At 72.2% G+C, this 12,754-nt stretch carries 11 protein-coding genes; 4 read left to right on the top strand and 7 right to left on the bottom strand.

Annotated features, from left to right (window positions below; translation table 11 throughout):
- Positions 1 to 8: 8 nt before the first annotated feature.
- Together DS079_RS10035 and DS079_RS10030 are read right to left on the bottom strand one after the other, a co-directional pair.
- Positions 9 to 671, bottom strand: a complete 663-nt coding sequence (locus DS079_RS10035) for a GNAT family N-acetyltransferase (RefSeq protein ID WP_126987093.1) — start codon at positions 669 to 671, stop codon at positions 9 to 11.
- On the bottom strand, positions 664 to 1,794 hold the full coding sequence (locus tag DS079_RS10030; RefSeq protein WP_126987090.1) for a glycosyltransferase: 1,131 nt from the start codon (positions 1,792 to 1,794) through the stop codon (positions 664 to 666). Before DS079_RS10030 ends, DS079_RS10035 begins: the two co-directional genes overlap by 8 nt.
- Positions 1,795 to 2,041: 247 nt before the next feature.
- Here DS079_RS10030 and DS079_RS10025 point away from each other — a divergent pair, with 247 nt between their 5' ends.
- Positions 2,042 to 3,010 carry an amino acid oxidase gene (locus tag DS079_RS10025; protein ID WP_126987087.1) on the top strand — a complete coding sequence of 323 codons (969 nt, stop codon included), beginning with the start codon at positions 2,042 to 2,044 and terminating at the stop codon, positions 3,008 to 3,010.
- Between the two features lie 67 nt (positions 3,011 to 3,077).
- Here DS079_RS10025 and DS079_RS10020 read toward each other — a convergent pair whose 3' ends face one another.
- Positions 3,078 to 4,226 carry an NAD-dependent epimerase/dehydratase family protein gene (locus DS079_RS10020; protein ID WP_126987084.1) on the bottom strand — a complete coding sequence of 383 codons (1,149 nt, stop codon included), beginning with the start codon at positions 4,224 to 4,226 and terminating at the stop codon, positions 3,078 to 3,080.
- Positions 4,227 to 4,373: 147 nt separating this feature from the next.
- Here DS079_RS10020 and folP point away from each other — a divergent pair, with 147 nt between their 5' ends.
- On the top strand, positions 4,374 to 5,321 hold the full coding sequence (gene folP, locus DS079_RS10015; protein WP_126987081.1) for a dihydropteroate synthase: 948 nt from the start codon (positions 4,374 to 4,376) through the stop codon (positions 5,319 to 5,321).
- Positions 5,322 to 5,341: 20 nt separating this feature from the next.
- Here the strand turns inward: folP and DS079_RS10010 are convergent, their stop codons facing one another.
- The 4 genes from DS079_RS10010 to DS079_RS09995 form a co-directional block, all read right to left on the bottom strand.
- Positions 5,342 to 5,722, bottom strand: a complete 381-nt coding sequence (locus tag DS079_RS10010) for a DUF3817 domain-containing protein (RefSeq protein ID WP_126987078.1) — start codon at positions 5,720 to 5,722, stop codon at positions 5,342 to 5,344.
- A 136-nt stretch (positions 5,723 to 5,858) separates the two neighbouring features.
- Entirely contained in the window at positions 5,859 to 9,005 is a 3,147-nt protein-coding gene (locus DS079_RS10005) for an alpha-mannosidase (RefSeq protein ID WP_126987076.1), read from the bottom strand.
- Positions 9,006 to 9,089: 84 nt separating this feature from the next.
- Complete coding sequence (locus DS079_RS10000) at positions 9,090 to 9,896, bottom strand: serine hydrolase domain-containing protein (RefSeq protein WP_126987073.1); 807 nt, start codon at positions 9,894 to 9,896, stop codon at positions 9,090 to 9,092.
- The gene (locus tag DS079_RS09995) at positions 9,893 to 10,726 is read right to left on the bottom strand and encodes a serine hydrolase domain-containing protein (RefSeq protein WP_164736191.1); all 834 of its coding nucleotides are present in this window, start codon (positions 10,724 to 10,726) and stop codon (positions 9,893 to 9,895) included. Before DS079_RS09995 ends, DS079_RS10000 begins: the two co-directional genes overlap by 4 nt.
- Before the next feature lie 316 nt (positions 10,727 to 11,042).
- Between DS079_RS09995 and DS079_RS09990 the strand changes: the two genes are divergently transcribed.
- Positions 11,043 to 11,801, top strand: coding sequence for a L,D-transpeptidase family protein (locus DS079_RS09990; protein WP_126987070.1), 759 nt, complete (start codon positions 11,043 to 11,045; stop codon positions 11,799 to 11,801).
- Positions 11,802 to 12,033: 232 nt separating this feature from the next.
- Entirely contained in the window at positions 12,034 to 12,747 is a 714-nt protein-coding gene (locus DS079_RS09985) for an FhaA domain-containing protein (RefSeq protein WP_053916044.1), read from the top strand.
- Positions 12,748 to 12,754 lie beyond the last annotated feature (7 nt).

Raw genomic sequence — 12,754 nt, 5'->3', positions numbered from 1 at the left:
TCCCGGACTCAGCCCTCGCGCCGGCGACCGATCCGCTGCTCCAGCATCGCCCGGATCCCCGGCCACTCCGGCGCGAGGATCGAGTACACCACCGTGTGGCGCACCGAGCCGTCGGGCAGGATGCGGTGCGATCGCAGGATTCCGTCCTGCTGCGCGCCGAGGGCCTCGACGGCGCGGCGCGAGGCGACGTTCAGGTGGTGCACGCGGAACTCGAGGCGCAGCATCTCGAGCTCGTCGAAGGCGTGGGTGAGCAGCAGGTGCTTCATCGCCGTGTTCACCCCGGTGCGGTGCACGGAGCCGGCGAGATAGGTGTTGCCGATCTCGAGGCCGCGGTCGGCGAGGGCGAGGTTCATGAAGGTGGTCAGCCCCACCACCTGCTCGTCCGCCGCGCGCACGACGGCCCAGGCGAGACGGGTGCCCGCCTCGACGTCGGCCAGGAGACCGCGGACGGAGCCCTCGACCGCCTCCGGCGCGGGCACGTGCGGGGCGAAGGGCAGGCGGTGGATCTCCCCATCGGCGACCACGCCCTGCAGGCCCGGGACGTGCGCCGCGGAGAGGGGCTCGAGGCGGATCCCGTGGCCGGCGAGGGTCACCGGCTCCAGGCGAGGCAGCGGTGCGGTGGGGACGGCGCGGGTGCGCTCCTCGCGCCCGCCCGCCGCCGCCTCAGTCATGGCTCCGGCCGTGCTTCTCGATCGCCATCTCGTAGTAGCGCAGCAGGTCGTCGGAGGCGTTCTCCCAGGAGAACCTCTCCGCCTCGGCGCGGGCGGCCTTCCGGATCCTCCCGCGCAGCTCCGCGTCGCCGAGCCGGGTCAGCGCCGCGTCCAGGCTCGCCTGGTCGCCGGAGTCGTAGAGCAGGCCGTCGACCCCGTCGGTGACCTGCTCCATCGTCGGCCCCGAGCGGGCGGCGACCACGGGCAGCCCGGAGGCCATGCCCTCGAGGATCACCAGTCCCAGGGTCTCGGTGACCGAGGGGAAGACGAAGGCGTCGGAGCTCGCGAAGGCGCTCGCGAGCTCCTCCCCCTCCAGGAAGCCGGGGAACACGGTCCGGGTGCCGGCGAAGAGCTCCTCGAGCTCGCCCCGGTAGGGGCCGTCGCCCACGATCGCGAGGGCCACGTCGTCGCGGCGCTCCATCATGGGGCGCAGCGTGTGGATCTCCTTCTCCGCGGCGAGCCGGCCCACGAACACCAGCAGCTTCTTCTCCGGGTGCCCGCCGGTGAGCCGCGAGCGCATCTCCTCGTCCGCGAAGCGGGGGTGGAAGGTCTCGGTGTCCACGCCGCGGCGCACCGCGTGGAGGTCCTCGATCCCGTGCTGGGCGAGCTCCTGCTTCATGGTCTCGGAGGTGGCGATGTTGATGTCGGCCATCGCGTGGTTGCGCTTGATCTGCCACCACACCGCGGGCTTGCCCCAGGTCCAGGCCCGGTAGAGGTCCAGATAGCGGGGGATGTGGGTGTGATAGCTGGCGACCAGCGGGATCCGCTGCCGGCGTGCAGCGAAGGCTCCCGAGGACGCGAGCAACAGGGGCTGCGCGGCGTGGACGACGTCCGGGTGGAAGCCGCGGATGATCCCGTCGACGTTGGGGCTGGGGAGGGTGAAGCGCCGATGCTTGTAGAACGGCAGCGTCACCGGGCGGATGCCCACCACCCGTGCCCCGTGGTGCTCGGTGACCCCGAGGTCGGGGGCGATCACCATGACCTCGTGGCCGAGGCCCACGAACCGTTCGACGGCGTGACGCAGACGAGTAACCACCCCGTCGACGGAGGGGACGAAGGTCTCGGTGACGAGAGCGATGCGCACGGGGGTCCTTTCTTGGGGCCTCAGGGCCGTCGCCACCCTACGTCGTCCTCACTCAGCGCGCGGAACCGGCGGCGCCGGAGAGCACGGGGAGAACGAACTGCGGGCGACCCTGCAGTCACATGTATAACCCTCCTCACCCCACCCCGCCGTTTTCCGCATCGAAGAATATGTTTGAATAGGCCGAGTCGCCCGATTCGTCCCGGGACGCGCGGGGCGCCGATTTTTTGATACCTTCCTGGAGGACCCCGTGTCGACCCCCACCCAGCCCAACCGCCGCGCGCTCCTGCGCGGCGTGTCGTGGACCGCCCCCGCCGCCGCCGTAGTCATCGCGACCCCCGCCCTCGCCTCCTCGCCACCCCCCGCCACCGCCGGGGGCGAGTACGGGCTGTTCGTGACGACCGGCCAGAACGGCAGCCAGCTCGGGTACAACGGCAACGACAACACCGGCACCATCCGCCCCACCTCCCCCACCGCCTACTTCAGCGCCGTGAAAGCCGGGAACAACCCCGAGTCCGACATCAACTGGAACGACGCCTCGCAGTGCCGCACCAACAGCAGCCTCTTCCGCAACGGCGAGGGGTCCTTCACGCCGGTGGCGAACTCGGCCTCCGGCGTTGACGGTTCCTACGTCACCCCGTCCGGTTTCTGGTGGTCCGTGCCGACGACGGCCGCCTACACCGGGTCCGGCTACGTAGCCGGCTCCACAGCGACGCTAGAGACCGGTGCCACGTTCACCACTGAGATGGAGGTGCTCATCCCCGCCGGCACGAATGCCCTGTACACAGCGGAAAACATCAAGATCAACGGGCAGACGTGGACCAAGTCCACCAGTGGCCGCCGCACCACCATTAACCGCTCCAGCGCCACCTACCTTGCGTTCCAGGCCCTCGCCGGCAACTGGTCCATCACCGCGCCGACCATCACTACCCTCTCGGACGGCTCGGTAAAGGTCACCGGCACCATCACCTTCACGACGACGGCGACCCGGGCCGCTTCAACGGTCACCCAGCGAGGCACCATCTACTACGGGCAGACGGAGATCATGCCGGCCACCATCGACGTGTATCCGGGCTACGGATGGACGTCCTTCTCGCTCACCAGCTACGTGCAGTCGGCGACCATCACCTACACCGGGCAGCCGGCGGGGATGGCCTCCTCCACCACGCTGACGAACCAGCTGCTGACGACCTCTACGGTCTACCCCCAGGCCTGCTGAGACCCTCGCCTCGTCACCTCAGAGTAGCGCCCCCGGCCGATCAGCCGGGGGCGCTGTCGTCAGCGGGTCACTTCCACGTGACCGTCGGCATCACCAGCTCGCGCTTGACGCGATCAGTGTTGTTCTGGGCGATCTTCAGCACCTCGGTGAGGTGCTCGTCGGTCAGCAGGTGCGGCTCCAGGCCCAGGTCCAGCAGGTTGGTGTTGACCGCGTTGTAGTAGTGGTCGTACTTCTCCACACGCGGGTTCTCGAGGTGGTCGATCGCCACCTCGGTGCCCAGGTCCTTGGCGACCTTCTGCACCTTCTCGGCCAGCTCCTGCACGGAGAACTGCTCGGTGAACTGGTTGAACACCCGGAACTCACCGCGGTCGGCGGGGTTCTCGCAGGCGATCTCGATGCAGCGCACGGTGTCCTGGATGTTCAGGTAGCCGCGGGTCTGGGAGCCGTTGCCGTACACGGTGAGGTCGTGGCCGATGGCCGCCTGAATGATGAACCGGTTCAGGGCGGTGCCGAACACGGCGTCGTAGTCGAAGCGGTTGACCAGGCGGGGGTCCAGCCGCGTCTCCTCGGTCTCCAGGCCGTACACCACGCCCTGGTTGAGGTCGGTGGCGCGGATGCCCCAGATGCGGCAGGCGAACATGATGTTGTCGCTGTCGTGCACCTTGGTGAGGTGGTAGAACGAGCCGGGCTGCTTGGGGAACGGCAGGCGGTCCTTGCGGCCCTTGTGCTCGATCTCGATCCAGCCCTCTTCGATGTCGATGTTGGGCTGGCCGTACTCGCCCATGGTGCCCAGCTTCACCAGGTGGCAGTCCGGGGCGTAGTCCTTGATCGCCCACAGGACGTTCAGGGTGCCCTCGACGTTGTTGCGGTGGTTCTCGATCGCGTGCTCGCGGTCGATCATCGAGTACGGGGCGGACCGGTGCTCGGCGAAGTGCACGAACGCCTCGGGCTCGATGTCCTGGAAGACCGACGCCACCGCGTCGTAGTCGGTGAGGTCCGCGATGCGCACCTCGATGTCCTTGCCGGACACCTCCTTCCACGCCGCGACCCGCTCCTCGAGCGGCAGGATGGGGGTGACGGAGTTCGAGCCGAGCTCCACGTCGATCTCGCGTCGCACCAGGTTGTCCACGATCGTCACGTCGTGGCCCTTCTGCGAGAGGTACAGGGCGGTGGGCCAGCCGCAGAACCCATCTCCACCGGCGACGACGATCTTCATGGGGCAAGTCCTCCAATAGTCCAGGTCCCCGGATCCCGTGAGGCACGGGCGCCGGGTGGTGCAATACCGTGTGCAGTCTTAACGTAGTGCAGGTCAGGCGACGCTCAAAGATGTGGGACGACCGCCCGAACAGCAGAGGAACGGACCATGAACACCGTGCATGACGAGGGTCCGACGGACCGTCCTCCGAGCCGTCTCGCCACTGTATCCCCCGAGCCCGGGACCGGGCTGGGCGCTCCGACGCCGCGCCCCCTGCCCGACACCTCCCGGCGCGTGCTGGTGATGGGGATCGTCAACCGCACCCAGGACTCCTTCTTCGACGAGGGACGCACCTGGGAGCTCGAGCAGGCGGTGTCCGCAGGGCTCCGCGCCGCGGAGGAGGGCGCCGACATCGTCGACGTGGGCGGGGTGAAGTTCGCACCCGGCGACCCGCTGGACCCCGCGGAGGAGGCCGCACGGGTGGTCCCCGTGATCGAGCAGCTGCGCCGCGAGCTGCAGGGCGAGGTGCTGCTCTCGGTGGACACCTTCCACGCCTCGGTCGCCCGCGCCGCGCTCGAGGTCGGGGCGGACCTGATCAACGACACCACGGGCCTGTCCGATCCGCGGATGGCCGAGGAGGTCGCCCGCGCCGGCGCCTCGCTCGTGCTCACGCACTCGGTCGCGGAGCCGCGCCGCCCCTTCCCCCGGCCCCGCTACGAGGACGTGGTCGAGGAGGTCCGGGACTTCCTCGCCGCACGCCTGGAGCGGGCGCTCGAGGCGGGCATCGCGCGGGAGCGGATCGTGCTGGACCCGGGCCCGGACCTCAACAAGAGCACGCAGCAGACCCTCGAGGTGCTGCGCGACTGGGGCGAGTACGCCGCGCTCGGCCTGCCGCTGCTCGCGGCGCTCTCGCGGAAGGACTTCGTGGGCGAGTCGCTGGGCCTGCCGAAGGAGGAGCGGCTCGCCGGCTCCCTCGCCGCGGCGGCCTGGACGATTCGTCTGGGCGCCCGGATCCTGCGGGTCCACGACGTGCGGGAGACGGTGCGGATGGTCCGGATGCTCGAGGTTCTCGCCGGCTGGCGCGAGCCGGCGGGACCGCTGGTCCACAACGTCTGAGGGTCCGGACCCCGGGGCGTTCAGGCCCGCGGGCGCCGTGCGAGCCGGCCGGTGCGGCGCAGCCAGATCTCCAGCGGCAGGGTGACCAGCGGCGGGACCGAGGCGAGCAGGGCCAGCAGCGCCACCCACCACCTCCAGCGCAGCGACACGGCGGCGACCAGGGTCATCACGACGTAGACCATGAACATCCCGCCGTGCAGGCGGCCGAACAGCCACACCCCGGCCTCCGTCGTACCGGTGACGTACTTCAGGAACATGCCGACCAGCAGCCCCGCCCAGGTGAGGGCCTCCAGCAGCGCGATCACGGCGAAGACCCGGCCGACGGGCGAGATCCCGGCGGAGCCGGCGCCCTCCTCCTGCACGGGGGTCGCGGCGGAGGCGTCGGCGGGGGCGGGGATCATCGGGCGGCTCCTGGCACGGGGTCGGCGGGACGTGGCCGACGAGATGACGCCGGTGAGGTGAGCCTTACCGTATCCCTCGAGCCGGGAGGGCGCCGCCGTGCTGTGAGCGGCGCCTCCCCCGTCGGCCGATCGCCCCTCAGCCGCGGGCGATCCGCAGCGTCTTGATCTCGAAGGGACGGAAGGAGAGCTCGACCGTGCCGTCCTCGCCGCGCGCGAGCGCGGAGCGGAACGCCGGGGTGCCCTCCCCGAAGGGTCGCTCGAGCAGGTCCGTGGCCGTCACCTCGCCGCCCGCGAGGACCGGGTCGAGGGCGAGGGTCGCCGCGGCGCGGGCACCGGAGGACTCGTACAGCCGCAGCACCAGGTCCCCGGAGCGGTCCTCGGCGAGCTTCACGGTCTCGACGACCACGCTCGAGACGCCCTCCCCGTCGGCCGGCGCGACCGTGACCGGCGGCGCGGCGAGCAGGGACGCGGCCGCGGCGGGCGCGGTGCGCTCGGGCAGGTTCAGCCGGTAGCCCTCCTCGATCGCCTCGGCGATCCCCGCGCCCGGTCGCACGGCGATGCGCAGGGCGTACCGGCCGTGGTCGGCGGCGGGGTCGGGGTACTCCGGGGAGCGCACCAGGGTCAGGCGGGTCGTGGTGGTGGTGCCGCCGTCGTCCTCGCGCACGGTGCGCAGCACGTCGTGGCCGTAGGTGGAGTCGTTCGCGATCGCCACCCCGTGCTCGCCCTCGGCCGCGTGGACCCAGCGGTGCGCGCAGGTCTCGAAGCGGGCGAAGTCCCAGGAGGTGTTCACCGGGACCGGCCGGTCCACGTGCCCGAACTGGATCTCGCTGGAGAGGTGGGAGGCACGCAGGTCCAGCGGGAAGGCGAGCTTGAGCGCCTTCTTGCGCTCGCGCCAGTCGAGGTCCACCTCGATCCCGAGGGAGGTGTCGTCGGGGCGCAGCACGAAGGTCTTCACGATCGTGGAGCCCGCGCCGGTGACGCCGGAGGTCTCCTCGCCGTCGGCGAGCGCGGTCGTGTACGTGAAGGAGACGCGGACCCCGCCGTCCTCCTCCTCGACCTCGGCGGCGGTCGGGGTCTCGAGGTCGCGGACCACGCGGCGGTAGAACTCGTCGATGTCCCAGGCGTCCCAGGCGTTCGGGGTGTCGCGGTGCAGCTGCAGCAGCGCGCCGCGGGCGCCGGGGGCGATGGTCTCGCGTCCGTCGGCCCGGCCGACGAGGGAGACCAGCGCGCCGGAGGCGTCGAGCACCGCGCGCACGGCCTGGTTCTCGAGGCGGACCTCGCCGCCCGCGCGGGTCACGACCACGGCCTCCTGGACCGGCTCGGGGCGGCCCGCGCCGTAGGCGGGCACGCCGCGGCGCGGCACCGGGGCGGTGTTCAGCAGCACCGTGCCGTGTCCGTCGGCCGCACCCGCCGCATCGCCCTCGCCCTGCCCGCCGGCCGCGGCGAGCGCGGCGAGGGAGCTGCCGATGATCCGCTCGGCCCGTTCGGCGAGCGCGGCGTGCTGGGCCTCGGCCTGGCGGTGCACCCAGGCGATCGAGGAGCCGGGGAGGATGTCGTGGAACTGGTTCAGCAGCGTGTCCTCCCACAGCGCGGCGAGTTCGTCGTGGGGGTAGGGGTGCTGGGCGCGGAGCGCGGCGAGGGTCGCGAGCAGCTCGGCCTCGTGCAGGAGGTGCTCGCTGCGGCGGTTGCCCTGCTTGGTGCCGAGCTGCGCGGAGTAGGTGCCGCGGTGCAGCTCGAGGTAGAGCTCCCCGTTCCACACGGGCGCGTCGGGGTACTCGGCGCGGGCCCGCTCGAAGAAGTCCTCGGCGGTGCCGAACTCGACCTTCGGGGAGCCCTCGAGGTCGGCGGCGCGGCGCCCGGCGGCCATCATCTCGCGGGTGGGTCCGCCGCCGCCGTCGCCCCAGCCGAACAGGTCGATGCCGATCGAGGAGCGGCCCTTCTCCTTGAAGTTCCGCTCGAAGTAGGCGAGCTCGGATCCGGTGAGGGAGCCGTTGTAGGTGTCGGCGGGCGGGAAGTGGGTGAACACGCTGGTGCCGTCGAGGCCCTCCCAGCGGAAGGTGTGGTGGGGGAAGGTGTTGATCTGGTTCCAGGAGACCTTCTGGGTCAGGAAGAACTCCTGGCCGGCGAGCGCGGCGATCTGCGGCAGCGCGGCGGAGTAGCCGAAGGAGTCCGGCAGCCAGGTCTCGCGCGTCTCGACCCCGAGCTCCTCGAGGAAGAACCGCTTGCCGGCGACGAACTGCCGCGCCATCGCCTCGGAGCCGGGCATGTTGGTGTCGGACTCGACCCACATCCCGCCCACGGGCACGAAGCGGCCGCCGGCGACGTGCTCGCGGATCCGCGCGAACAGCTCCGGGTAGCGGTCCCGGATCCAGCGGTACTGCTGGGCGGAGGAGGCGGAGAAGGTGATGTCGGGGTCGTCCTCGATCAGGGTGCAGGCGTTGGAGAAGGTGCGGGCGACCTTGCGCACCGTCTCCCGCACGGGCCACAGCCAGGCCGAGTCGATGTGGGCGTGGCCGGTGGCGAGCACGGTCAGGGCGGAGGAGCCGGCCGTCGCGGCCAGCGCCGGGGCGAGCGCCTCGCGGGCGGCCCGGGCGGTGCCGGGCATGTCGTCGGGGTCGGCGACGTCGCAGGCGGCCTCGAGCGCGCGGAGGATCTCGTGGCGGCGCGGGCTGGTCCCGGGCAGCTCGTGCATCAGCCCGGACAGGGCCCGGACGTCCTCGTGCAGCTCCCAGATCCGCACGTCACGGCGGGCGAGGTGGAGCTCCTCGATCGAGTAGAGCTCCTCCTCGGGCACGGTCGCCAGGTCGCCGAGCGGGGTCGGCGCGAAGGTCCAGCCGCCGGCGACCATCGGGTTCGCGGCGCACTCGAGGTAGTAGTCGAGCTCCTCGCCCGGCCGGACGGGGAGGTGCCGGTTGCAGGGGTTGATCGCCTTGACGGGCACGCCGTCGGGCGTGAACACGAGCGCCTCGGCCTGGAAGCCGGGCTGGCCGGTGAAGGCGAGGTCGACGATCAGCTCGGGGACGGAGTGCTCGTCGGCGGCCCAGTCGGCGGGGACGGTGCCGGTCACGTGCAGCCAGGTGGTGGACCAGGCGCGCCCCAGCGGCGCCCCGACCTCGACGGGGCCGTACTCCCGGGCGATCGCCTCGCGCGGCGGGATCGGCTCGCCCTCGAGCCGGTGCGCGGTGATCGTGACCTCGGCCCGCTCCTGGTGGATCCGCGGGACCAGGTGGTCCTGCGTGAACCGGCGGATGCGGGCCTCGGCCAGCTCCCGGTCGTCGAACATGTGGCGGCTCCTTCGGCGCGTGGGGCGGGTCGCGGGGGCTCGTCGGCCCTCCGGTGTACCGGGGTCGTCCTGGACGCTATCGCGTCAGCGGTGCGCGGCGAGCACGGCGTCGCCGAGGCGCGGCATGATCTCGCGGTGCGCGTCGCAGAAGTCGTGGGAGGTTCCGACGACGAGGGCGAGGTCCGCCTCCGGGTCGATCCAGAAGGCGGTGCCGCGCATGCCGAAGTGGCCGTAGGTCCGCTCGCTGCCGGTGGTCGCGGTCCAGTGCGGCGACTTGGTGCCGCGCACCTCGATGCCGAGCCCGAAGGGATTGGGGTCCTGCTTGCCGAATCCCGGCATGATGCCCACCAGCTCCGGGAAGTGGACGCCGACGAGCTGGGCGTGGACCTCCTGGTCCAGGAGCGTGGGGTGCTGCAGCTCGGCGGCGAGCAGGGCGAGGTCGACGAGGGCGCCGGAGGCGCCGACGGAGGCGGAGCCCTCCCACTCCAGGCCCGTCATCCCCAGCGGGTCCGCGATCCGCTCCTGGACCCAGTCGCCGAAGTCCCTGCCGACGGCGCGCTCGACGTGGCGGGCGGCCTCGTCGATGCCGTAGTTCGAGTAGTGGCGGCGCAGGCCCGGCGCCTGGAGGGTCGCGTCGGACTCGTAGAAGTAGCCGGAGGCGTGGGCGAGGAGGTGGCGGAGCGTGGCGCCGGGCGGGCCGGCCTCGTCGTCGAGGGACACGCGCCCCTCCTGGAGGGCGAGCGCGGCGCCGAGGCCGGTGAGGGCCTTGGTGACCGAGCGCCAGGGGCGGATCCGCTCGACGTCGCCGCGCCGCTCCCGCTCCCCCTCGGGGCCGAGCACGATCGCGGCGGTCTCGAAGCCGAACTCGTCCAGCAGTGCGAGGGCGCTCATCGGCCGGTCCCGCCCCCGGCGAAGCGCTCGAGGATCGCGTCGGTGATCCCGGGCCAGATCCGCACGTGGTCGGGGCCGAAGCGCCGCTCGCCGAGGAAGGCGGCGGCGAGGCCCGCCTCGGGGTCGACCCAGAGGAAGGAGCCGGACTGGCCGAAGTGGCCGAAGGTCCGCGGGGAGGAGTGCGCGCCGGTCCAGTGCGGGTCCTTGTGCCCGCGGATCTCCATGCCGAGGCCCCAGTCGTTCGGCGTCTGGCGACCGTAGCCGGGGAGGATCCCGGCGAGCCCCGGGAACTGCACCGTGCGCATCTCCTCGTGGAGGACGTCGGAGATCAGGGTGGGCGCGAGCAGCTCGCGGCCGACGACCAGCAGGTCGGCCACGGTGCCGCGGTAGCCGGCGGCCGGGGAGCCGTCCACCTCGAGGTCCACGAGGTCCAGGCCCTGGATCACGGTCTGCTCCATCCACTCGGGGAAGTCGTAGCCGGTGGACTCCTCGACGTGGGCGGCGAGCACCTCGAAGCCGGTGTTGGAGTAGATGCGGCGGGCGCCGACCGCGCCGACCGTCTCCTCCCCCTCGAAGGGGTAGCCGGCGGTGTGCGCGATCAGGTGGCGCACGGTCGCGCCCTCGGGCCCGGCGGGCTCGTCGAGGTCGACCAGGCCCCGCTCGACGGCGACGAGCACGCCGAGGGCGGCCAGGGGCTTGGAGACGCTCGCGAGGTCGAGGACCCGCCCGGTCTCGCCCTGGAGGTGGACGGTCCCGCCCGCGTCCGTGACGCCGAGGGCGTGGGCGGCGTCGAGGTCGACGGGGATCACGGGCGCGGTGGAGGGCTGCACGCGCTCCACTATGGCACGGGCGGGAGGGCGCGGGCGGGCCGCTCCCGACGGTCCGCCGGGCCGCGTCCGAGATCCGTCCAGGAGCCCTGGAGGCCCGCTTCGGGCGGTTCGTGACAGAATCGTGACTTGCCCGTTTCGCCCGACTGCCTGCGGCGTCACATTTCCTTCACATCACCCGGCGCGACCTGGACACTTTTCCTCTTGTTTACCATCTCTTGACCCAGCAGTCTGTCCGTCGACGGGCCCGAACCCGGGTGCCGCACGATCGCCCGCTCCACAGAGCACCGGGCGAGAGGACTCGAAGGGGAGACCACCGATGGACCTGACGATCAGACCGAGAGCCGACCGACCGCCGGAGGCCGGGGAGGCCGGGGCGCTCCCGCCCCTCGCGCTCCCGAGCCGACGACTCCTGCTGCTGGGCGTGGGCACGCTCGGCGCCGGGCTCGCGCTCGGCACCGGGGCCGCCGACGCCGCCGGACCGACGCTCCGCAAGGGGGACCGCGGCAGCGCGGTGACCACCCTGCAGAAGCGGCTGAACGCCCTGCGCTACTGGTGCCGCACTCCCGACGGCAGCTTCGGGCACCTCACCCAGCAGGCCGTCTTCGCCGTGCAGAAGGCCGCCGGCCTCGGCCGGGACGGCGTGGTCGGGGCGAGGACCTGGGGCGCGCTCGATGCGGGGAAGCAGCCGAGCCGCCGGATCACCAGCGGCAGCGGATTCGAGGTCGACCTCTCCCGGCAGCTGCTGATCCTCACCGGGGGCGGCCGCATCGCCTGCATCCTGAACACCTCCACCGGCAGCGGGGAGCGCTACTACTCCGGCGGCCGCTGGAAGACGGCGACCACGCCGAAGGGCGACTTCCGGATGTACCGCCTGTACTCCGGGGGCTGGCAGAACGGGCCGCTGGGGAACCTGTACCGGCCCGGCTACTACGACCGCGGCTGGGCGATCCACGGCTCCACCTCGATCCCCACCTATCCCGCCTCGCACGGCTGCAGCCGCATCTCCGTGGGCGCGTCGGACTACCTGTGGGCGCGCGGCTGGTTCCGCACCGGCCAGCGGGTGCTGATCCGCTGAGGCACGGACCGGACCACGGGTCGTCCGACCCGCCCGCTGCGCCCCGGCGTGCTGCCGGGGCGCAGCGACGTCCCGGGACCGCCGCCTTCACCTCTCCTGCACGATTCCCTCGCCGCCTCCGCGCCCTGCGCGCCCGGTCGGCGCCCTGCCACGCGCTACGATCGGGGGGCGCGCAGCACCGTCGACGGGTCGCTGCCCGCACCTGGCAGCCCAGCGAGAGCGAAGGACCACCGTGGGGATCTTGGATCGGATCGAGCGCAGCCTCGACCGCGGCGTGACGAGCGTGTTCTCGCCCGGTCGCGGGCAGCTGAAGCCCCTCGACCTGGCGCAGGGCCTCAAGCGCGAGTGCGACGACCAGATCCAGGTGCTCGACCGCACCCGGACCCTGGCCCCGAACGTGTACACCGTCTACCTGCACCCGCAGGACTTCGAGCGCTTCTCCTCCTGGCAGGACACCCTCCTCGACGAGCTCCAGCGCGTGCTCATGGAGCATGCGGACAAGCAGCGCTACATGTTCGTCGGCGCCGTCTCCGTCGCCCTCGAGCAGGACGAGGAGGTCCGTCAGGGCCGCTTCGAGACCGAGTCCCGCACCGAGCGCGGCAGCGTCGCCCCGGCGACCGGCGCCGCCCAGGACAGCCCCGGCGGCAGCCCCATCGTCGAGATCGACGGGCAGCAGTACCTGCTCACCGGCCCCGTCACGGTGATCGGCCGCGGCGGCGACGCGGACATCATCCTGGAGGACACGGGCGTCTCCCGGCACCACCTCGAGCTGCGCGCCGAGCCGGACTCGTCCCTGGTCGCCACCGACCTCGGCTCGACCAACGGCACCTTCGTCGACGGCGAGCGCATCCGCACGCCCGTCCCGCTGCACGACCGCTCCCTGATCAAGATCGGGCGGACGCGCCTGACCGTCCTGCTGCCGGGCTCGACCCCGGCGGCCTGGTGAGCGCCCC

The sequence above is a fragment of the Brachybacterium paraconglomeratum genome, from assembly GCF_003994255.1.
GTDB lineage: Bacteria > Actinomycetota > Actinomycetes > Actinomycetales > Dermabacteraceae > Brachybacterium > Brachybacterium conglomeratum.
The sequence above is the reverse complement of the archived record's forward strand: the minus strand, read 5'-3'. Positions and strand labels throughout refer to the sequence as shown.